Raw genomic sequence first — 18536 nt, 5'->3', positions numbered from 1 at the left:
GATGCTCAATTGAGCCAAAAGGACTTTTCTATGAAGATAGTTGATCAATGGTTGTTACTAAAATCAAAACTTCAAGAATTTTGGCATAGCTTAATTACAGTAATGGCAAGCAGTTCTCAGTTGCAAGTTTGGCAAAATCACCTTGCCAATGGGGATTGTTCTTGGCACGCCTATGACCCGATGACAGGACGTTCTGCTTGTTTTGGCTCTGAAGCTGAAATGCGAATGTGGATTGAAACCCAGTATTATACCAAGTAAGTTAGCATGATCCGAAATATTAATCCAGAAACACTGGGACTCGGTTGTGGCTTTTTGGGTGTGCTGGGATTTAGCCTTACCTTACCAGCAACTCGTGCTGCCGTTGCTGACTTCGATCCGACTTTTGTCGGGTTGGGACGTGCAGTAGTTGCTGGCGTTCTGGCAATGATTGTTTTGTGGGTAACTCGTCAGCCTTTACCACTAAGCAAACACTGGGGGAGCTTACTAATTATTACAGCCGGAGTGGTTTTGGGGTTTCCATTACTATCAGCTTGGGCAATGCAGCAATTACCAGCGACAGATGGTGCAGTAATTATAGGGCTTGTTCCTTTGGTAACTGCCATTGCTGCCACACTTAAAGGTAGAGAGCGTCCTTCCCGAAAGTTTTGGTTCGCTAGTATTTTCGGTAGTACAACCGTTGTTTTATTTGCTTTTACCTCTAGCGCGGGACAAATTCAGGGAGCAGATTTACTTTTGTTGGGCGCAGTAGGCGCAGCTGCTATTGGCTATGCAGAAGGAGGATATTTAGCTCAGATTTTGGGAGGATGGCAAGTTATTTGTTGGGCTTTAGTTATAGCATTTCCGATTTTGCTTATACCCGTAACATACACAGTGTTTCAGCACGGATTAGTTGCTTCACCAACTGCTTGGTTGGGTTTTAGTTATGTCAGTATTTTCAGTCAGTTCCTGGCTTTCTTTGCTTGGTATCACGGGATGAGTATCGGTGGTGTTGCAAGGGTTAGTCAGATACAGTTACTACAACCGTTTTTAACGATTATATTTTCTGGGCTATTATTAGGTGAACAAATTACGCCATTGATGCTGCTAGTTTCTGGTATTGTGATTACTAGCATCGTGGTGGGAAAACAGGCGTTAATTGAACGCAAGATTTAACTAGGTTATCAAAACAGAATTCAGGGGTCAGAATACAAGATTTTTTAATTGTCGAGAAACAAGGCGTTTTTCAATTTGGTGAGGTACACAAGCTAAGTCTGTTACCCAAGTAGAAAGCGTGTTTTCCTCCTGAATTCTGCTGTATATTGTCATGATGAAAGAGTATTTGCTTCAATTGGATCTATAGATAGAGAAACATCCTGAGCGAAGCTGGTATATTTAAAACTTTTAGTAGTAACATTTTTTGAATAGAATTAAGAGATTGACCTGGTATTTTTATAAGCCTTGGCAGTATGAATATGGAATTTTTTAACAGGATTCCTTTGATGCCTTTAGTATTACTCTTATTGGCTTACATTCTCCTGGGATGGTATCTCGCTGCTAATCATATTATTTGGTTAGTAGGAGCTTTTGTTGTTGCTATGGTTATAGCTGTAGTACGAAAGAGCTTTTCTTGGTTAGAGCGTTTAGTTGAGTTTGGTTCGAAAACTTTAGTTGTCATCTTGTTTTTAAGTATATCAATTGCTTTAGTAGCAACTTGGTCGATTTTATTAAGGCTCTTTATTATCCCCTTGGCTACTACGCTGTTAGCTGATTTGGAAATGCGCTTTTCTGGCTGCAATAAACTAGATTCATTTTGGATTATAACTGTTTTAGCTATATTGGGTTTGGCAGTAGGTGAAGCAATAGATATTTTACTTTTTCCCAGTAGCAGATACTAAAGAACTAGGGATAAAAATCTGATATATTATTTATTAATTAACAGTGCACAAATGTGCATCCATACTTAATCGAAACTGTGGAGCGATCGCTGTCTGTAGTACAGCAGGGTGTAAATCAAGCAAGCATCGATTATAAATCAATAAAACGTTTCTGCTATAAAAATTATGCATAGCGTTAATAGGTTTTTCTTAAAAAATGCATGATTATGCATCATTAGTCAATCTTTCTTTAGATTAATATAAATCTCACTATGGGAAGACGTTTTACCAATTAAAATTTTCTATGCTACTTGGGGAATAATGTTGTCTAGCAAAAGAAGTTAGAGCGATAGCTACGGCGGCAAGCTATGCACAGAGATTAATCTTAATCTGGATTTATGGAGATTACGGGTTGAAGATATATCACTGGTGGCTGTCACTTTCTCGTCATATTTATTGTTAATCATAAAAGTATAGATACTTTCTCAAAAGTTAAATTTTGGGCTGGTATCCCCAATCTCAAAGGTTTTATTGAATCGTGAGTTCCCGAATCTGGAGTACATAGATGATTCCTCTGTTGAACAAAGACTATAAAACAAAGCCAAAAGTCCCAACTCAACACTAATAAGGAAGTAATGTGAGTAGACGTAAAAACTACAATTTGCTCGATCAAACAACATCAACTGAAGCAGCAACACCTAAACCATCCCTGACATTACCAGACGCAGTGGCTCTAATTGTCGGTATTGTCATCGGAGCGGGAATTTTTGAAACCCCGGCTCTAGTGGCAAATCAAGCAGGTAGTAATATTGCGGTACTGCTTTTTTGGCTAATTGGCGGTGTAGTATCTCTGGTAGGAGCGCTGTGCTATGCAGAGTTGGCAACTGTCTATCCCGATGTTGGTGGTACTTACTATTATTTGAAACGTGCATTCGGGCGGGGAGTTGCCTTTTTATTTGCCTGGGCGCGGATGATGGTGATTCAAACTGGTTCTATTGCTCTGTTGGCATTTGTTTTCGGCGATTATGTTTCTCAGATATGGCGGCTGGGAAGGTTTTCGTCTTCTATTTATGCAGCCATAGCGATCGCACTTTTAACTGCTTTAAACATCATCGGTTTGCAGCAGGGGAAGTGGACACAAAACTTGCTAAGTGCAGCAAAAGTTCTAGGTTTGTTGCTGGTAGTGATTCTTGGGCTTACCGCCATTCCTAATTCTGCCACCCCTGTAGAATCTGCATCATCGGGAACCTGGGGACTGGCAATGGTGTTTGTGTTGCTATCTTATGGCGGTTGGAATGAAGCGGCTTACATCTCCGCAGAAATTCAAGACGGACGACGCAACATTGTGCGATCGCTAATGTGGAGTATTGGGATCATCACTGCCATTTATCTGCTAATCAATCTGGCTTATCTGCGGGGGCTAGGATTAGCAAACATGGCCCAATCGGAAGCAGTAGCCGCAGATTTAATGCGTTCTCTTTGGGGCGCACCGGGAGCCTTATTTATTAGTGTACTGATTGCGATCGCTACTTTAGGAGCAACCAACGCCACGATCTTTACCGGAGCGCGTACCAATTTCGCACTGGGACAGGATTTTTCGCTATTTGGTTTTATGGGACACTGGAAACAACGTCCAAGTAGCCCTACCTATGCTTTATTTTTGCAAGCAACGCTCGCCTTAATACTGGTTTTTTTGGGCACGTTCACCCGCAAAGGTTTTGAAACAATGGTGGATTACACTGCCCCAATATTTTGGTTTTTCTTCTTGCTTTCCGGCATATCACTGCTAGTGTTGCGAATCCGTGAACCCCACATAGCACGATCATTCAGCGTGCCATTTTATCCTTTCACACCATTACTATTTTGTGCCGTCTGCGGCTACTTGCTTTACTCCAGCTTGGTTTATACAGGCGTGGGAGCGATCACAGGTGTTTTAGTGGTGGCAGCAGGTATTCCCGTGTTGTTCTGGAATGACTACGTCAAGCAAGGATAGGACGTGAGATGAGTGAGCAGAGGAGCAGAGGAGCAGAGGAGCAGGGGAGAAGAGGAGAAATAGCACTAAGTTCTTTCCCCTCTGCCTGTTCCAATGCCCCCATACCCAAATACCCAATAACTATTGACAAAGGAGAAAATTCATGGACTTCAAAAAAATTCTGTTTTTACTGGTTACAGGCGTTAGTATTACCAGTTTAGGAATTGCTGGGTGTACGCCGCAACAACAAGATTTGGAAGCCGGAACACAACAACCTTCTACTTTAACAGGTCAGACCGAAACCGAAACACCATCGGCGACAACTCCCACAACTCAAGTCCAAGAACGTCCTGGAGATGTTCCCTATGTACCGACACCACAGCCAGTGGTAGATGCAATGTTACAAGTGGCAAAAGTGGGTAAAAATGATGTGTTGTACGACCTTGGTAGTGGTGATGGCAGAATTGTGAATACTGCGGCACAAAAGTTTGGTACACGCGGCATCGGTATAGATATTGACCCCGATCGCATCAAAGAAGCTAATGAGAATGCTAAAAAGGCAGGAGTAACCGATCGCGTCAAGTTTGTCCAACAAGATTTATTCAACACTGATTTTAGCGAAGCAACAGTAGTTACACTTTATTTACTGCCAGAGATCAACGCCAAACTCCGTCCCAAGCTGTTGAAAGACCTTAAACCTGGGACTCGCATTGTTTCCCACGCCTTCGATATGGGCGATTGGAAACCACAGCAGACTCTCAATGTAGAGGGCAAAACTGTTTACTATTGGGTAGTCCCTGAACAAGTGCCAGCGAATTTGCGATAGGGATTAATACCAATTCGTAATTAAGAGGCGTCAGATTCAAGTTAAGGTTCCATCTCTTGAATCTGTAGCCTGATTTTTGAGAATTGTTTTCAGAAATTCAAAATTATCAAATATTTATTTTTTTACTTTAAATTACCTCCAATAGGAGTTGACAATACAAGCATTAAATGTCGTTAAAAATCTAAAATCCAAAATTGTTCGACTAGTGCAAATTCAAATCAGGGCAGCTTAGAGAGGAAATATGATAGGCTTAAAAGGGAAGAATGCTTTAATTACAGGTGCAACTTCAGGTATCGGTCAGGCGATCGCTATCAGACTCGCCGAAGAAGGGTGCAACATCGCCATCAATTACCGCAAAGACCCTGATGCCGCAGCAGACACGGAAGAGATGGCATTGCAAAAATCCTGCGGAAATATCGAAAATTGTGGTGTGAAGTCGCTGCTGGTTCACGGAGATGTCTCTCAAGAATCAGACATTGTTGAAATGGTCAACACCGTAGTAAAGGAATTTGGTAGTTTAGATATTCTAGTTAACAATGCTGGCATTCAAATAGAAAGTCCATCCCACGAAGTTAGCACAGCAGACTTTGACCGGGTAATTGCAGTCAATCTCCGGGGTGCTTATCTCTGCGCCCGTGAAACTATTAAACACCTCCTGTCTGTTAATCGTCCGGGGGTGATTATTAATATTTCTAGCGTTCACGAAATTATTCCGCGACCGATGTATATCAGTTATTCCATTAGCAAAGGTGGGATGGGAAACCTCACCAAAACTTTAGCATTGGAATATGCCAAGCAAGGTATTCGTGTCAACGCCATTGCCCCCGGAGCAACAGTCACGCCAATAAATCAAGCCTGGATAGATGACCCCGAAAAAAAGGCGATCGTGGAAAGTCACATCCCAATGGGGCGTGCTGGCTCCTCAGAGGAGATGGCAGCCGCAGTAGCTTTTTTAGCTTCGGATGAAGCCGCCTACATCACCGGACAAACGCTATTTGTAGATGGTGGACTGACTCTATATGCTGACTTCCGGGAATCTTGGTCAGCTTGAGGTTAGGCTGGCGTACTTTCCACAATTAAGCCGATACATACCATTAGTGGAATTAAACGCCCATGACTAGCGCGATCGATAAGAACAGTCAGATGGAAGCAGAAGCCTGGGAATTATTGGAAGATTCCGTAATTTATTACCAAGGAAAACCCATTGGGACTGTAGCTGCCAAAGATGCGGAGGCAGATGCACTCAATTATGACCAGTGCTTTCTTCGCGATTTTGTCCCTTCTGCCTTAGTGTTTCTCATGCACGGCAAAGCAGAGATTGTGCGTAATTTCTTAGTAGAAACACTGAAACTACAAAGTCATGAAAAGCAGATAGACTGCTTTGAACCAGGAGCAGGATTAATGCCCGCCAGTTTCAAAGTACACTCTAATGGGAATGAGGAATTTTTGGTCGCTGATTTTGGTGAACTAGCGATCGCTCGTGTTCCCCCAGTTGATTCTTGTATGTGGTGGATTCTCCTGCTACGAGCTTATGAAAAAGCTACAGGCGATTTGTCACTAGCGCGTCAGCCAGATTTTCAAGCCGGGATCAAACTAATTTTGGATCTTTGCTTAGTACATCGGTTTTCCATGTACCCAACAATGTTAGTTCCCGATGGCGCGTTTATGATTGATCGTCGTATGGGAGTTTACGAACATCCTTTAGAAATTCAGGTGTTATTCTACGCGTCTTTGAGGGCTGCTGGTGAATTGCTTTTACCAGATGGGGATGGCGATAGCTACCTTGGCAAAGTCAATAGGCGATTGGGATCTTTGAAATATCATATCCGCAACTATTATTGGCTAGACCTAAAGCGATTGGGGGAAATCTATCGTTACAAAGATAACGAATTTGGTAAAGAAATTGTTAATAAATTCAACATCAACTCAGAATCAATTCCTAGTTGGTTGACCGAGTGGTTGCCCGAAACTGGAGGATATTTAGCCGGAAATCTGGGGCCGGGACGGATAGATTTTCGCTTTTTTGCTCTGGGAAATCTGATGGCAATTTTAACTTCCTTAGCCAGCGTTAAAGAATTTCAAAGCATTATGAATTTATTCGCCCAGCGTTGGCAAGACTTAATCGGCTATATGCCTGTTAAAATTTGCTTTCCCGCAATGGATGGTTTAGAGTGGAGGATTGTTACAGGATGTGACTCTAAAAACAGGGCTTGGTCTTATCACAACGGCGGTAACTGGCCCGTTTTACTGTGGTTATTTACTGCTGCGGCACTGAAAGCAGAGCGAACAGAACTTGCTCAAGCAGCGATCGCTATTGCCGAAAGGCGTTTATTTAGAGATAAATTCCCGGAATACTACGATGGCAACAATGGTCGTTTAATTGGCAAAGAAGCCCGAATTTATCAAACTTGGAGCATTGCTGGATTGTTAGCTGCTAAAAAGCTGGTGGAAAATCCAGAGTACTTGGAATTAATCAGTTTTGCAGAGGGTCTTGAAGGGCCAGGCTGTAGCCTGTAGGTAGATTGTAGAGACGGCGATTCATCGCGTCCATTGCCTGAACCGAACAGTATTAGGTAATGAATACCTGGCAAAGTTTTACCCCAAAAATGATTTAGTGGTGTAATTATACAGGGTGTTTCTGCTAACTAGTACAGCAAACGCGTAAATCCAACTACTATCTCAATTGAGCAGACAATAGGCAGACAAGTTGTTCTGAACAACTGGTTAAAGGTAGTCAAACTTCCGGCTGTACTAGCTATACTGACATAACATTGCAAGCGAGCAAACTTTTGGTAAGTATAAGTTAGTAAATAGTATATTTGTACTAAAAAATCCTGATTAAAAGGTTCCAGCGATCGCACAGCCAGCTTCTCCATCAGAGAGTACCCTAACGAGTGACTCTGCCTCTAAATCCCCTTTTCAAATACCCGATAACTGATACACTATATTGTAAGAGGTATTTGAAGTGTCATACTTAGTAATATCATCAGATCGTCTTTGCATCCTTAACACGTTTTAACGTGTATTAACCATGAAAACTACTTCAGATTTAATTCCAGAATTTGAAAAACTATTCAGACAAAAATTACAATTAAATAATTGTAAACTTAGAAAGAAAAGACAAGAGAATAATTATGAAATTATTACTCCAGCTAAAGACATCTTTTTAATGTATTGGTCTGAGTTTCCAGAAGTTAACTTAATATATCAGCCTGTAGGGGTACGCACTCAGCAAACTAGTGTTTATGAACGAGCTATCCGCTCCCACATTAGTTCTAGTTTGAGTAGTATTCAGGAGAATCCTCACTCTGAATCACCATTATTGGTGCAATAGCTGAAACTCAGATAACACAGACAATATTTACTAAGCTCTCGCCAGTTTTGTTATATAACTGACGAGAGCTGATCGCCGAAAATGTGTTGATCGAGAGATAAAGATGCAATCCGAAAAAAATCAAGATCAGCTAGATTATAAAACCTTGTTAGCCAATGCAAAGCAAGCCTTAAAAGTTGAATATCAAAAATCAGCCGCTTTAGCATCCCAACTGAAAGCCATCAAAACTGAGTTAGAACAAGTTCTGGCTGAAAACAAAACTCTGAGAGAAAGTACTTATGAAGATGTAGTTAAGCACTTTGAGGCGCGTACTCAAGCAGCAGAAGCACTAGCACTAAAAACAGAAGTACGACAAAAATTCCTTGAAGCCAATGGTTGTAAGGATGATGAGAGCTTTGATACTCTATGGGATAGTATTAAAAATAAGATTCAGATCCAAGACAGTGAAGTGAGAATTGTTGCTCAAAATGGCACTCCTAAATTCACTTTAACAGGCAGCATGATGACTTTAAAGGATTTTATTCAATCCCTCAAGCAAGATCCAATCTCTGGAAAATTTTTCTTGAGCTAGAGAGCCAAATTAATGAAAGGCTCTCGCTAAAAGTGGACTAACGATTGTAGTCAAAAGTTATTTATCTTCGTCTCCTGGCGACTGTTCGATTTGACTTTGTTGGGCATTTCACTCCAAAGTAATACACTCCCAAGACTTCTCGGGTTTTGGGGAAAAGGGGAAGGGAAAAGGGAAAGGAAAAACCTTTAACCCTTCCCCTTTTTCCTTTTCCCAAAGCCCGATTCCCAATCAAAAATTCACAAATCGAGAAGTATTGAATGCACTCCAACATTTAAGATTGCATAGAGTTATTAACATTGGCGTATATTTTAATCAGTAAATTTCAATTTAAGAGAAATTTAATTATGATACAAAATGATGAAATACTCGACATTGTAGATGAGAATGATTGCATAATTGGGCAGAAGAAACGTTCGGAAATATATAGTCAAAGACTATGCAATTTTCGAGTTGTCAATGCTTTTATTGTTAATTCATTAGGTCAACTGTGGATACCTCGGCGTTCTACACACAAAAGTATCTTTCCCCTTTGTCTTGATGTCAGTATGGGGGGTCATGTTGAAACCAGAGAAACCTATGAATATGCTCTACAACGTGAACTTAAAGAAGAGTTGAACTTAGAATTAAACATACTTAATGTTCGACTTTTGGGATATTTAGCACCACATCAATATCAAGTATCTGCTTTTATGAAAATTTATGAAATTAAATTAGATTGTAGCCCAGAGTACAATAAAAATGATTTTATTGAAAGTTTTTGGTTATCTCCTGACGATTTAATAAAATGGTTGTATGGCGGTGAGCCTGCAAAAAGTGACTTGCTCAAACTTGTGCAAATATTTTATCAAGATTAAATAGAATTCTTCGTTTGATATTTGTTCAGATTAATTATAAATATAACGATCCAGATGACACCACAAGACGCACGAAAATACGCACCAGCAACCGAGCGTAACCGTAAAGCAATTCTAGAAGTACTTTTACAAGTGTTGCCGGAGAGCGGCACTATTTTAGAAATAGCAAGTGGTACTGGTGAACACGCAGTCTTTTTTGCATCCAAGCTCAGAGATTATCTGTGGCTCCCAACCGATGTAAATCCACAATCAAGAGCCAGCATTATTTCTTGGACTGAACACAATGTATGTGATAACGTTTATGCACCGCTTGAACTAGATGTCAGAAAACCAGTTTGGGCTGTGGAAAATGGTGGATTTGATTGGCTAAATACGAAGCCAATTGTTGCCATCGTCAACATCAATATGATTCACATTTCACCTTGGTCAGCCTGTCTGGGGTTAATGGCAGGGGCAGGTCGTATCCTAAAAGCAGGAGGTATCCTCTATTTGTATGGTCCCTTCAAACAAGGTGGGGAACATACAGCGGCAAGTAATGTAGCTTTTGACGAATATTTACGCACTGAAAACCCAGAGTGGGGTGTGCGTAACTTGGATGATGTTGTAGCAGTAGCTAGCGCCCAAAATCTGATCTTGCAACAGATTTACCAAATGCCAGCTAATAATCTTTCAGTAGTGTTTCAATGTTCAGCCTAGTGGTCTGTCCCATTAATTTTGATGGGTTTGTAGTGAGCGATTTATCGCTCAATTTTAAGCACTGAAGTGCTTACTACAAACTTTTATAACCCTTCAAAACTTTTGCGATAGCTCACTAGTAAAGTAACCCCGTGTGTAAACAGTCGTATAATTGTTTACACACGGGGTTTTCGAGAACCAATGTTAATCAGCTTCCTTGTTTATTACATGAACTTCTTCCAAAGTCTGTAAGCACCATATCCAGCTACTACTGCTAATGTTGCTGGAGCGGCAACTGTTACAGCAATACCTCCTAGCATGGTTCCCCCTCCGATCGCCGCTAATCCAGAAGTCATTCCAGCTGCACTCAGACCAGCAACACTACCAGATGCTGAAATTGCACCAACTACTCCAGCGGCACCACCTACTGTACCTGCGGCAGCACCAAGACCACCTGCAACAACTGCTCCCTTCTTTTCTTTCATATCATTGTTACCTTTAATACATGTTTGAATTAAATAGCAATCTATCAGGAAGCTATTTAACCTATTTATGACATAAGGCTTTTCTAGAAAAATAGAGTAATTCATTTGAATTACTCTAAAATTTAGCTAAAGTTACTTAGTTGTATTAAGTACAATACATATTATTAATACAGCAATTTATACGATTGCCGAAAGTATAATACGTCTTGGGGCGATTTTGTACGCGATCGCGCTGCATGTATCCCGACTGACCTCCCCGTAAAGAACGTGCTGCAAGGACTTCCAACCAAGTGATGCCTACCTGAGTGTTTGGCCATTGTTTGGGTAAATCCTGGGTTAATTGAACGCTATCTGAGTCAGCAAGTCTTTACTTTATTCTCACCGCCGACTGCGAAAACCCTGTTTACCATTAACTTGGTCAAAGAGTACATCGTATTTATCAAACAAGGCGATTCCAGGATTTACAAATATAGTCAGTTCTGATTGTGGCGAGATACTCAAATTCCAGCGATTAAATCCGTCACGGGTTCCTGGTGTCAAACTATAATCAAAAATGCCATTAATTCCTACTTTCACAGCATTTGCTGACCCTAATACTCCGGGTTTGAGTTTACCTGCTGTAGAAGCTGACTTGAATTCAGTCAAACCATTAATAGTTCCAGTATCAGCGATCGCTCTGCTATTACACAAATTTTTCGCAGAACTCCCAGCAAGAGTTAAACAAACTTTGGTTAGTCGAGAATCCCATCTTTTACCGGGTACATCATTAATTTCGGGCTGTTGACTCCAAGAAGCCATTTTGAAACCTGCTTGATTCTCAGCAGTTAAACCGAGAATAAGGCTGCCATTTTTGTTACTACCACCATTGCCAGCGACGATAAATCCGTTACTCAGATTGCCCGATAATTTTCTCAACGGATTATAGGGAAGTGATTTTTCAAAATAGTTAACACCGACAATTCCCGAAAATGGTACACCACTATTTGCTGAACATTTAGGTTTGTTGGCGCTACATTGGCGGCTAGTAACAAGTTGTACGGGAACAGGTTCGGCGGTGGGAATCAAACCAAACCGGACATTAGCGTAAACTAATTCTCCTTCCAGGATAGTACCATCACTTAATACCTCCTTGATATTTTGACCTGTTCTTTGAATAGGAGAATTACCTAAAAACTCTTTGGGAACTCTTAGCCCTGCTGACCCCGTATCTAATAAAATACGTTTTGGTTGACCATTTGCGATCGCAACTTCCAAAAAATAGCCGCGAATACGTTGCCCAAGGGAAGGTTTTGGATATAGAGGTAAGCTTACGGTGTTATAAGTTGACTTGCGGGGTGTATTTTGCGAAATATCGCGCAACGCTGAATTTGGGAAAAGAGCCGCAAATGCTGACTGGCGTTGCGCTGCTGGTTCAGGGGCAATATCCCAAAGACTTTCGTAGTAGAAAAAGCCAATACCTAAACCGCGTTGTTGCGCTGCTTCTACCTGGGATTTGATTTGTGGGATGCCAACTGGACGATTTCGTAAACCCGCCATAATACCGATACCAGTTGGAATGATTTGTTGGGTTTCTAAAATTTCTGGGCGGGTAATTTGAGCGATAAAACTTTCCAAATCATTACGATACACCTGCATGACCAACTCATCAACAATACCCAACCGTACCCAGTTTAGCCAATCTTGCAGTTGCATTTTATAAGCGAAATTATAGTAATTAGGAGCAACTGAAAAAATGGCATTCGGTTTTCTGGCTTTCACTGTTTGATAAAGGTCTACCATGAATGCAGTCATTTTATCTGCCCGCCATTTTATCCATGCTTGGGCTTGGGGATTAGGTGGTGGAGGATTCCCAGTTTCTTGAGTATATAGACTAATCGTGTACTGATCGTAACCAAAATCTACAGGTAAACTCATGTGGTCGTCAAATTGAACGCCATCAGCATTGTATTTAGTGATAACTTCGATCACGAGTTCGCGGATAAGCTCTTGCACTTCTGGGTGAAAGGGATTCAACCACGCTACTTCACCCGCAGCACTAATTGAAGTTTGAGTCCCATCCCCTTTTTGTGTTAGCCAATCTGGATGCTGCGATGCAAGTTCCGAAGTTAGAGGAACCATAAAACCAAATTCAAACCAGGGTATTGCTAGTAACCCTTGGCTGCGGGCTTGAGTAATAATGTCTGCAATTACATCTTGTCCCTCTGCTCCCTTGAAGAAAAAAGGTATCCCCTTTTTCTGCATGATGGCACTGGGGTATTGTGTATAACCATCATTCCAAACTACGGGATAAACAGTATTAAAGTTTAACTGCCGCAGTTGACTCATGGCTGCTTGCACCTGTGAACGATTTCTAAAAACGCTAAAATCGTTACCACTTAGCCACACTCCCCGAATTTCCTGACGAGGTTGAGGAGGTAGTTGGGCAACGGTAGGGGCAAAGCTGTTGAGTAGCAATACCAGAAAGAATGAGATCAGACATAATAATGGCAGCAGACGCTTTTTCAAAAGCCACGGCGCTGTCTGTTGACTCGTTACCTGTAGCTTACTGAGGCCTACTAGTACTCGTCTGTGTACAGGCTTAAATAGTAAGTTAGTTAGAATTGCGTTAATTTTTCTACTTTTTTCCCAAAACTGAGTTGTCATTACTTCTGCTTACTAAACGAGGTTAATTGGTTATATTTAATACCATATAAACGTTAAATTACTACATCAGAAAACTGATGCAGTAATTTAGCTGCAAGATAGTTGACGCAGTTATAAGCTTAGTGGTGCCAAATAGAAATGTTTCAAATGTAAGCTGTAATCGAGATGCTGTGATGAAATTTATTGTTGTGCGATCGTCAAACCCATGAATTTCCAACCTCACCAAAACACTTTTGAGGACAAATTAAGCGCAAGTATTGGGCTGGCCATTGGATTACTATTCATTGGGGGTGGTTTTTGGGTACGTAACATAATCGCTTACGAAAGTGCAACGCTAAACGAAACACGCGGTACGGTGGTAGACAGCATCAGTCGTCGCGATCGCAGCAGTACAAACAACAATGAGCAAAAAGAAACCTATGCGCCAGTTATCGAGTTTCTAGCCAACGGTAAACGCACTCGCTTTACAGGCAATTATGAGTCCTACCGTTCCAGCAACGGTCAGATGGTGGTGATACGTTACAATCCTCAACAACCCATAACTACTGCGCGTGTCGTGAATCCGCTAGAAGGTTTAGTACCTTGGGGAATGTTTGGGATGGGTGGGTTAGCTGTGGTTTTTAGCGTGGGTAGACTGTTGCCTATACGCTGGTCTTCAGGTGAGTGACTATAGCATTAGATATGTTTTGATTTTCGTGCTGACTTTGGCGGCGTTCGGTGTGCGCCAAAATATTTCTCACTCCGGTAACGCAACCACACCCGCAACACTTGCGGAATCTGGTCTTTTTGTTCTTTAGTCAGAGTATTGTAAAGGGCTAAGGCGCGATCGCGTTCGCCCCGACAAGCTGCATTGTTGTGAGCATCCCAATAGCTGCGGGCTACTCGAATCCGCCGACAGACTTCTTTAATCAGCGCGTCTCCTGTAAGTGGAGTATCTTGCTTAGTCATACTCAAATGCGATAAATTTCTAATGCCATCCTAGCGAGTCAGATTTATCTTGACACTTCAAATTCCAAGCTGGCTGATTTCAGCTTTTCATAATGCATCCTACTACTGCCTGGGTGGCATCTTAGCGAACTTGGGCAGGTCTGGGTTCATGTAATCCCACGGCTGGGCACTGGCTGTGTAAATATCCATCGCAGGTTGGAACCAGCTTGGGTCATCAAGACTCCCTGCCATAATGCCAAGAAGCTCAGCGATCGGGGGCTTGCTAAATAATCGGGAACCACACTTTGGGCAAAAACCTCGACCAACAAGGCTTCCACTATCACCAATCACGTCATAGTATTTAATATCTCCGGTGACGGTGACTGCACTCTGCGGTACAAGAAGTCCAGATGCATAGGCACCTCCTGTGGCCCGTTGACAATCACGACAGTGGCAATTCACCATTCTAATGGGTTCGGCTAAACATTCGTAGCGGACAGAGCCGCATAGACAACCGCCAGTAAATTTTGTTGCCATAAAAATATCTCTCCTTGGAAGCGAAAAGTTTGATCGTTGGGGTCTCCCCCAAGAACAACTTTTCAAGACAGCTTTGCTAGGACGCGGGTTTATTCATTACACTTCTTGGCATTTGTCGGGAAAGAGGAAAGGTTCTGTATTGTCCCCTTTCCCTTTAACCTTTACCCTTTTCTCCCTCTTGCAAAAAGCACTTTTGTCAGAGGTCTATTACACATTGCACTCTTATCTAGTCTTACAAGTTTTTGCTTTTTTTACAGCTTTTTAAGATTGCCTTTTCTACAGTGCAAGATTCATGGTCTGTCTTTGACATGACTCAAGATTATTTGTTATCGATTGATGATAAAAATTAAAAGACAGCAATCAAAAATCCGATTAGATACACTACACTCAATTCCATTTTTGGAAACAATAGTTAATTTATCTGATTTTAAGCCTTAAACCGTAGTGTTGCCAGGTAGATTAAGTAATTTTACCTTGTATTTTCTAAGAGCAGCGCAGCCGATGGCGTACCACTTGCTATTCACATCCTGCCTTGTTTCTTGAAAGTTACCATGCTATTTATGTCATCGGGTATATATGCGCCAGCCGCAGTAGCGATTAACTTAAACATTAGGATAAATGCGTGAATTGGCCATTTATCTACAGCCTCACTGCTTGCGTTTTTCAGCCTTGGGAGTTTTTAACAAGCTCACTAAGCTATTATGCTGCCGTCTTCAAGCAAAAATCTCTGATAGAAATTAACCTGTATTAGGAAGTGGGCTATGCATATTGGATTTCTTAACCCTCAAGGCAATTTTGATTCAAGCAATAGTCACATAACGAAACACCCAGATTTTGGGGGTCAGCTAATTTACGTTAGGCAAGTCGCTATAGCCATAGCTCAAATGGGTCATAAAGTTGATATTATCACCCGTCAAATTATTGACCCGGAGTGGCCAGAGTTTGCCGAAACGATTGACACTTATCCAGAGATCGATAATGTCCGCATTATCCGCTTACCAGCTGGGCCAAAAGAATTTCTCTCTAAAGAGTTGTTATGGCCTCATCTTGTTGCTGATTGGGTACCCAACATCTTGAAATTTTATCAAGAGCAAGGTGGCTTACCCGATGCTATGACTGCTCACTACGGCGATGGAGGACTGTGTGGCGTTTTAATTGAAGAGGAGACAGGCATACCTTTTACTTTTACTGCTCATTCTCTCGGCGCTCAAAAGATCGACAAATTGGAAGTCACCCCAGAAAATCTCACAGGGATAGACGAGCAATTTAATTTTAGATATCGCATTTTAGCCGAACGCCTGAGCATGAATCGCTCGGCGGTTAATATCACCAGCACACGACAAGAACGTTTTGAACAGTATTCTCATCGCGTCTATAGTGGTGCAGTGGATGTAGACAACGACAACCGCTTTGCAGTGATTCCACCGGGAGCAGATTTCTCGATTTTCGGTGCAGAAGCGCGTTCCGAAAACGAGGAGGCTACTTACGAGTTCATTCAGGAACGATTGGCACGGGACATTGCAGAAGACCGTCGAGATTTGCCTGTCATCTTAGCATCCAGTCGATTAGAGCTGAAAAAAAACATATTGGGACTAGTGCAAGCTTTCGCAATCAGTCCAACACTTCAGGAACGAGCTAACTTGGTGATAATTACAGGGGCGCTGGACAATCCTTTACGAGAAGAGACTAGCGACGAAATCACTGAAGAAGTATTAGCCCCGATTCGAGAAGCGGTCAAAGAAAACGACTTGTGGGGCAAAATCAGTGCATTTAGCTTGTTACATCAGTCTCAAGAGTCACTGGCAGCAACCTATAGGTTTATGGTTAAACGCCGCTCAGTATTTGCGCTGACTGCACTCTACGAACCCTTTGGGCTTGCTCCCTTAGAAGCAGCAGTAGCAGGCTTACCAGTGGTAGCAACCAAGAACGGTGGTCCTAGCGAGAGCTTGCGACAGGGAGATAAGGAATATGGCGTACTCGTTGACCCAGAAGATCCTGCTGATATTGCACGAGGCTTGGAGCGGTTGCTATGTGATGCTCAAGAGTGGGAGTATTTTGCCCAAGCTGGTCAGCAACGGGTGCTGAAGAAGTACACTTGGGAATCTACTGGTGAAAACTACCTGTCTTTGCTTGAGCAAATTGTGTCTTCACCGGAAACTCGCCCTCGCCCTGAACTCCTTCCTATCCATCCTTACTTCCGTAATCCAGAATCGCAGACCGATGTTTTTTTGGAAGAATTGAGCGAACTCTACTTTGGATCTAATCAAAAGGTACTAAGCAATGTGGATTAAATAAAGTGCAAAACTGGGGTTAAAGCAGAAGTTCTTGCAGGGAAGACGGAAGTTGCTACAGACTGCGCAAAACACTGAAACGTCAAGGCGGAAGTTCTTGCAGGGAAGGCGGAAGTTGCTACAGACTGCGCGAAACACCGAAACGTCAAGGCGGAAGTTCTTACAGGGAAGACGGAAGTTGCTACAGACTGCGCGAAACACCGAAACGTCAAGGCGGAAGTTCTTGCAGGGAAGGCGGAAGTTGCTACAGACTGCGCGAAACACCGAAACGTCAACCCTGGAGCAATATTTTTTGATGGATGCTAAATGTGGGATTCAGGCAGCTATGAGCAGCCAGCGCAAAATGTGCTGACTGCTTCAGCAAACTGCTGATTTTGCTCCATCAATGCCATGTGTCCACCTGGTTTTAGGGTGACTCTTTCAGAGTAAGGTAATTCTGCTTTCATGCGATCGCTCGCCACAGGTTTTGTCGCTATATCTGAAGCCCCACACATTACCAATACAGGAACGTTAATAGTTGCAAGTGTGTCTGTTTCGTCGAACTTCAACATTGCCAGTGTGCCACGAGCCAGAACACCAGGCGAACCCAATGCTGATAAGAATGCTGCAAAACTTAGTTGACCGCGTGTTTCAGTACCCGTAAATCCAGATAGTTCGACGGTGATGTACAGCGAACCATTGAAATACGAGAGCCAAGTCATCAACCAAAAAACCGGCCACAGCACAATAGTCAGGGACAACACAGGTTCGAGTAGCGGTTTCTGCAATTTCCGTACCAGATTGCTAAAGATGCAAGTTTTTACCGGATTGATGTAAGTAGTATCTACAAGAATTAAGCCAGCTACTCGACTCCTCAATTGCTCTGGAAAAAGGCGACAGAATGTCAGGTTAATCATTCCGCCCATGCTGTGTCCCAACAAGATAACAGGTTTATCCCCTGCTATGGCAATAACAGCTTCCAAGTCACGGGCATATTTTTCTATAGAGTGATCGTTGTTTTTCGGTTTAGCGGATTTTCCTAACCCTGGTAGATCCCAAACAATTACTCGGAAGCGATCGCTTAGTTGTCGTTTGGCATAATACCATATAGTACTGTTTGGGCCCCAACCGTGTGACAAGATAATTGGTTGACCATCTTCAGGGCCAAAAAACTCTACTTGCAACACGCTCCCATCTGGACGTGGTAAGCGCTGCACGGTTTTGCTACGCATAAACTTGGGTTCCTCGTTTCCAGGACGGCGCAGCAGTGGCAAACTGATAAAACGACCGCCAAAAGTCCACAGAACCATTACTAATCCAGCCACCAAGTAGGGCGTTCCTACAAGTTCTCGTTCGTACCATTCATAGAGAATGTAGATTCCTCCGCCAAGTACCCCAACAGACAGCAGTTGAAACAGCCATACAAGTAGAAAATTATGAGGCATGAATATCATGAGCCTAAACCTTGCAATGCTTTGTTAACTGCTTTTAGCTTCATACCATAGTTAGAATCATCCAACTTTCACTCTCAAGAATGATTTATACAGTGTTATGAGGGTGATAAAAATGCTGGGTTAGTTAATAAACAA

General features: G+C 42.3%; 19 protein-coding genes. 13 read left to right on the top strand and 6 right to left on the bottom strand.

Going from position 1 to position 18536, the window contains the following annotated elements:
• Positions 1-30: 30 nt before the first annotated feature.
• The 7 genes from RMY27_RS13620 to RMY27_RS13590 all read left to right on the top strand — a co-directional run bounded on the left by RMY27_RS13620 (position 31) and on the right by RMY27_RS13590 (position 7168).
• Positions 31-258: a hypothetical protein gene (locus tag RMY27_RS13620; RefSeq protein WP_322663966.1), complete on the top strand. Its 228-nt coding sequence runs from the start codon at positions 31-33 to the stop codon at positions 256-258.
• 6 nt (positions 259-264) lie between these two features.
• Positions 265-1152: a DMT family transporter gene (locus tag RMY27_RS13615; RefSeq protein WP_322663964.1), complete on the top strand. Its 888-nt coding sequence runs from the start codon at positions 265-267 to the stop codon at positions 1150-1152.
• A 293-nt stretch (positions 1153-1445) separates the two neighbouring features.
• On the top strand, positions 1446-1874 hold the full coding sequence (locus RMY27_RS13610) for a hypothetical protein (RefSeq protein ID WP_322663962.1): 429 nt from the start codon (positions 1446-1448) through the stop codon (positions 1872-1874).
• A 616-nt stretch (positions 1875-2490) separates the two neighbouring features.
• Complete coding sequence (locus tag RMY27_RS13605; RefSeq protein ID WP_322663960.1) at positions 2491-3846, top strand: APC family permease; 1356 nt, start codon at positions 2491-2493, stop codon at positions 3844-3846.
• A 142-nt stretch (positions 3847-3988) separates the two neighbouring features.
• Positions 3989-4651 carry a methyltransferase domain-containing protein gene (locus RMY27_RS13600; protein WP_322663958.1) on the top strand — a complete coding sequence of 221 codons (663 nt, stop codon included), beginning with the start codon at positions 3989-3991 and terminating at the stop codon, positions 4649-4651.
• A gap of 241 nt (positions 4652-4892) precedes the next feature.
• The gene (locus RMY27_RS13595) at positions 4893-5702 is read left to right on the top strand and encodes a glucose 1-dehydrogenase (protein WP_322663955.1); all 810 of its coding nucleotides are present in this window, start codon (positions 4893-4895) and stop codon (positions 5700-5702) included.
• 62 nt (positions 5703-5764) lie between these two features.
• Entirely contained in the window at positions 5765-7168 is a 1404-nt protein-coding gene (locus tag RMY27_RS13590; RefSeq protein WP_322663953.1) for a glycoside hydrolase 100 family protein, read from the top strand.
• Positions 7169-7296: 128 nt separating this feature from the next.
• Here the strand turns inward: RMY27_RS13590 and RMY27_RS13585 are convergent, their stop codons facing one another.
• Positions 7297-7527, bottom strand: a complete 231-nt coding sequence (locus tag RMY27_RS13585) for a hypothetical protein (protein ID WP_322663951.1) — start codon at positions 7525-7527, stop codon at positions 7297-7299.
• A 155-nt stretch (positions 7528-7682) separates the two neighbouring features.
• On the opposite strand from RMY27_RS13585, the gene RMY27_RS13580 reads away from it, so the two are divergent.
• The 4 genes from RMY27_RS13580 to RMY27_RS13565 all read left to right on the top strand — a co-directional run bounded on the left by RMY27_RS13580 (position 7683) and on the right by RMY27_RS13565 (position 10106).
• On the top strand, positions 7683-7985 hold the full coding sequence (locus RMY27_RS13580; protein WP_322663949.1) for a hypothetical protein: 303 nt from the start codon (positions 7683-7685) through the stop codon (positions 7983-7985).
• Positions 7986-8088: 103 nt separating this feature from the next.
• Positions 8089-8556: a hypothetical protein gene (locus RMY27_RS13575; RefSeq protein WP_322663947.1), complete on the top strand. Its 468-nt coding sequence runs from the start codon at positions 8089-8091 to the stop codon at positions 8554-8556.
• 344 nt (positions 8557-8900) lie between these two features.
• Complete coding sequence (locus RMY27_RS13570) at positions 8901-9410, top strand: NUDIX hydrolase (protein ID WP_322663945.1); 510 nt, start codon at positions 8901-8903, stop codon at positions 9408-9410.
• A 54-nt stretch (positions 9411-9464) separates the two neighbouring features.
• Positions 9465-10106, top strand: a complete 642-nt coding sequence (locus RMY27_RS13565) for a DUF938 domain-containing protein (RefSeq protein WP_322663943.1) — start codon at positions 9465-9467, stop codon at positions 10104-10106.
• A 203-nt stretch (positions 10107-10309) separates the two neighbouring features.
• On the opposite strand, the gene RMY27_RS13560 is transcribed toward RMY27_RS13565, so the two are convergent.
• Together RMY27_RS13560 and RMY27_RS13555 are read right to left on the bottom strand one after the other, a co-directional pair.
• Complete coding sequence (locus RMY27_RS13560) at positions 10310-10570, bottom strand: hypothetical protein (protein ID WP_322663941.1); 261 nt, start codon at positions 10568-10570, stop codon at positions 10310-10312.
• Between the two features lie 378 nt (positions 10571-10948).
• A complete protein-coding gene (locus RMY27_RS13555) occupies positions 10949-13213 on the bottom strand; it encodes a glycoside hydrolase family 10 protein (RefSeq protein ID WP_322663939.1) in 2265 nt (754 codons plus the stop codon).
• A 205-nt stretch (positions 13214-13418) separates the two neighbouring features.
• On the opposite strand from RMY27_RS13555, the gene RMY27_RS13550 reads away from it, so the two are divergent.
• Positions 13419-13880 carry a DUF3592 domain-containing protein gene (locus tag RMY27_RS13550; RefSeq protein WP_322663937.1) on the top strand — a complete coding sequence of 154 codons (462 nt, stop codon included), beginning with the start codon at positions 13419-13421 and terminating at the stop codon, positions 13878-13880.
• Between the two features lie 8 nt (positions 13881-13888).
• Here the strand turns inward: RMY27_RS13550 and RMY27_RS13545 are convergent, their stop codons facing one another.
• Both RMY27_RS13545 and RMY27_RS13540 read right to left on the bottom strand, forming a co-directional pair.
• Positions 13889-14161 carry a Precorrin-3B methylase gene (locus tag RMY27_RS13545; protein WP_099102095.1) on the bottom strand — a complete coding sequence of 91 codons (273 nt, stop codon included), beginning with the start codon at positions 14159-14161 and terminating at the stop codon, positions 13889-13891.
• 102 nt (positions 14162-14263) lie between these two features.
• Positions 14264-14677 (bottom strand): GFA family protein, encoded by a 414-nt coding sequence (locus RMY27_RS13540; RefSeq protein WP_322663935.1) that lies wholly within the window; start codon positions 14675-14677, stop codon positions 14264-14266.
• Between the two features lie 761 nt (positions 14678-15438).
• On the opposite strand from RMY27_RS13540, the gene RMY27_RS13535 reads away from it, so the two are divergent.
• Positions 15439-16968: a glycosyltransferase gene (locus RMY27_RS13535; RefSeq protein WP_322663932.1), complete on the top strand. Its 1530-nt coding sequence runs from the start codon at positions 15439-15441 to the stop codon at positions 16966-16968.
• Between the two features lie 323 nt (positions 16969-17291).
• Here the strand turns inward: RMY27_RS13535 and RMY27_RS13530 are convergent, their stop codons facing one another.
• Positions 17292-18392 (bottom strand): alpha/beta hydrolase, encoded by a 1101-nt coding sequence (locus RMY27_RS13530; protein ID WP_322663930.1) that lies wholly within the window; start codon positions 18390-18392, stop codon positions 17292-17294.
• Positions 18393-18536: the final 144 nt, after the last annotated feature.

Source organism: Nostoc sp. DedQUE09 (assembly GCF_034530915.1).
In the GTDB taxonomy this organism is placed as follows: domain Bacteria; phylum Cyanobacteriota; class Cyanobacteriia; order Cyanobacteriales; family Nostocaceae; genus Nostoc.
This window is presented reverse-complemented; position numbering and strand designations above follow the sequence as displayed.

Bases quoted from the DNA above. Each gene is read 5' to 3' on its own strand.
- RMY27_RS13530 (WP_322663930.1), bottom strand. From the start codon at position 18,392: ATGCCTCATAATTTTCTACTTGTATGGCTGTTTCAACTGCTGTCTGTT.
- RMY27_RS13560 (WP_322663941.1), bottom strand. From the start codon at position 10,570: ATGAAAGAAAAGAAGGGAGCAGTTGTTGCAGGTGGTCTTGGTGCTGCC.
- RMY27_RS13595 (WP_322663955.1), top strand. From the start codon at position 4,893: ATGATAGGCTTAAAAGGGAAGAATGCTTTAATTACAGGTGCAACTTCA.
- RMY27_RS13570 (WP_322663945.1), top strand. From the start codon at position 8,901: ATGATACAAAATGATGAAATACTCGACATTGTAGATGAGAATGATTGC.
- RMY27_RS13545 (WP_099102095.1), bottom strand. From the start codon at position 14,161: ATGACTAAGCAAGATACTCCACTTACAGGAGACGCGCTGATTAAAGAA.
- RMY27_RS13585 (WP_322663951.1), bottom strand. From the start codon at position 7,527: ATGGAGAAGCTGGCTGTGCGATCGCTGGAACCTTTTAATCAGGATTTT.
- RMY27_RS13540 (WP_322663935.1), bottom strand. From the start codon at position 14,677: ATGGCAACAAAATTTACTGGCGGTTGTCTATGCGGCTCTGTCCGCTAC.
- RMY27_RS13580 (WP_322663949.1), top strand. From the start codon at position 7,683: ATGAAAACTACTTCAGATTTAATTCCAGAATTTGAAAAACTATTCAGA.
- RMY27_RS13565 (WP_322663943.1), top strand. From the start codon at position 9,465: ATGACACCACAAGACGCACGAAAATACGCACCAGCAACCGAGCGTAAC.
- RMY27_RS13575 (WP_322663947.1), top strand. From the start codon at position 8,089: ATGCAATCCGAAAAAAATCAAGATCAGCTAGATTATAAAACCTTGTTA.
- RMY27_RS13600 (WP_322663958.1), top strand. From the start codon at position 3,989: ATGGACTTCAAAAAAATTCTGTTTTTACTGGTTACAGGCGTTAGTATT.
- RMY27_RS13555 (WP_322663939.1), bottom strand. From the start codon at position 13,213: ATGACAACTCAGTTTTGGGAAAAAAGTAGAAAAATTAACGCAATTCTA.
- RMY27_RS13550 (WP_322663937.1), top strand. From the start codon at position 13,419: ATGAATTTCCAACCTCACCAAAACACTTTTGAGGACAAATTAAGCGCA.
- RMY27_RS13620 (WP_322663966.1), top strand. From the start codon at position 31: ATGAAGATAGTTGATCAATGGTTGTTACTAAAATCAAAACTTCAAGAA.
- RMY27_RS13535 (WP_322663932.1), top strand. From the start codon at position 15,439: ATGCATATTGGATTTCTTAACCCTCAAGGCAATTTTGATTCAAGCAAT.
- RMY27_RS13610 (WP_322663962.1), top strand. From the start codon at position 1,446: ATGAATATGGAATTTTTTAACAGGATTCCTTTGATGCCTTTAGTATTA.
- RMY27_RS13615 (WP_322663964.1), top strand. From the start codon at position 265: ATGATCCGAAATATTAATCCAGAAACACTGGGACTCGGTTGTGGCTTT.
- RMY27_RS13590 (WP_322663953.1), top strand. From the start codon at position 5,765: ATGACTAGCGCGATCGATAAGAACAGTCAGATGGAAGCAGAAGCCTGG.